The sequence below is a fragment of the Ectothiorhodospira sp. 9100 genome (assembly GCF_022227565.1).
Classification (GTDB): domain Bacteria; phylum Pseudomonadota; class Gammaproteobacteria; order Ectothiorhodospirales; family Ectothiorhodospiraceae; genus Ectothiorhodospira; species Ectothiorhodospira marina.
This window is the reverse complement of the sequence record NZ_JAJNAN010000130.1, coordinates 1-603: the sequence shown is the minus strand read 5'-3', so window position 1 is coordinate 603 and position 603 is coordinate 1. Positions and strand designations below refer to the sequence as shown.

The window sequence follows — 603 nt, the reverse complement described above, 5'->3', positions numbered from 1 at the left end:
GTGGTGGGCACGGAATATCCCTCGCTGTCAGGAGTGCATGTCCCATTGCTTGCTTGCCTGCCTGACCTGCTTTCTCAGGCTTGCTCCCCTACATCTCACCTTCGCCGGAAGTCGCAGAAGGCAACAGGTCCTCCACATCCACCGCCAAGGCACGGGCCAGCGCCCGTAAGACCTTCGCCGACCCTATCCTCTTACCCGCCTCGATCTGCGACAGGTAGGACTTCCCGATTCCCGCCTGCTCGGCCAGCGCCGCCTGGGACAACCCACGATGCTCACGCCACACACGCAGCGGATGCACATCACCGTTCACTAGGCGGCTGACAATCTCAGCGGGCACCAACTCGTCCCGGCCCTCCTCCAATTCACGCATGGCCTCGTCTGCGGCGCGCACGTCTTCCATGTCCTCGGCCAATGCCAGCAAGCGGCGATACTGATCGATTGGCACCACCGCGTATTCCGGCTTTCCGTCTCGCTCGATGATCTGCGCTTGAAAACTCATTTGTAGGTCCCTCCTCGAGGACCAATATCGATCACCAACAGCACCAGTTCCCGGTCGTTCACTTGGCAAATGGCCCGGTACTGCCCAACTCGCAGCCGGCAGTA

1 protein-coding gene is annotated in these 603 nt (G+C 61.0%); it reads right to left on the bottom strand.

Features of this window, described 5'->3' with window-relative positions; translation table 11 throughout:
* Positions 1–88 precede the first annotated feature (88 nt).
* Positions 89–499, bottom strand: a complete 411-nt coding sequence (locus LPW29_RS15295; RefSeq protein ID WP_238628728.1) for a helix-turn-helix domain-containing protein — start codon at positions 497–499, stop codon at positions 89–91.
* Between the last annotated feature and the right edge of the window lie 104 nt (positions 500–603).

Coding starts and splice junctions, on each gene's coding strand:
- LPW29_RS15295 (WP_238628728.1), bottom strand. CDS start 499: ATGAGTTTTCAAGCGCAGATCATCGAGCGAGACGGAAAGCCGGAATAC.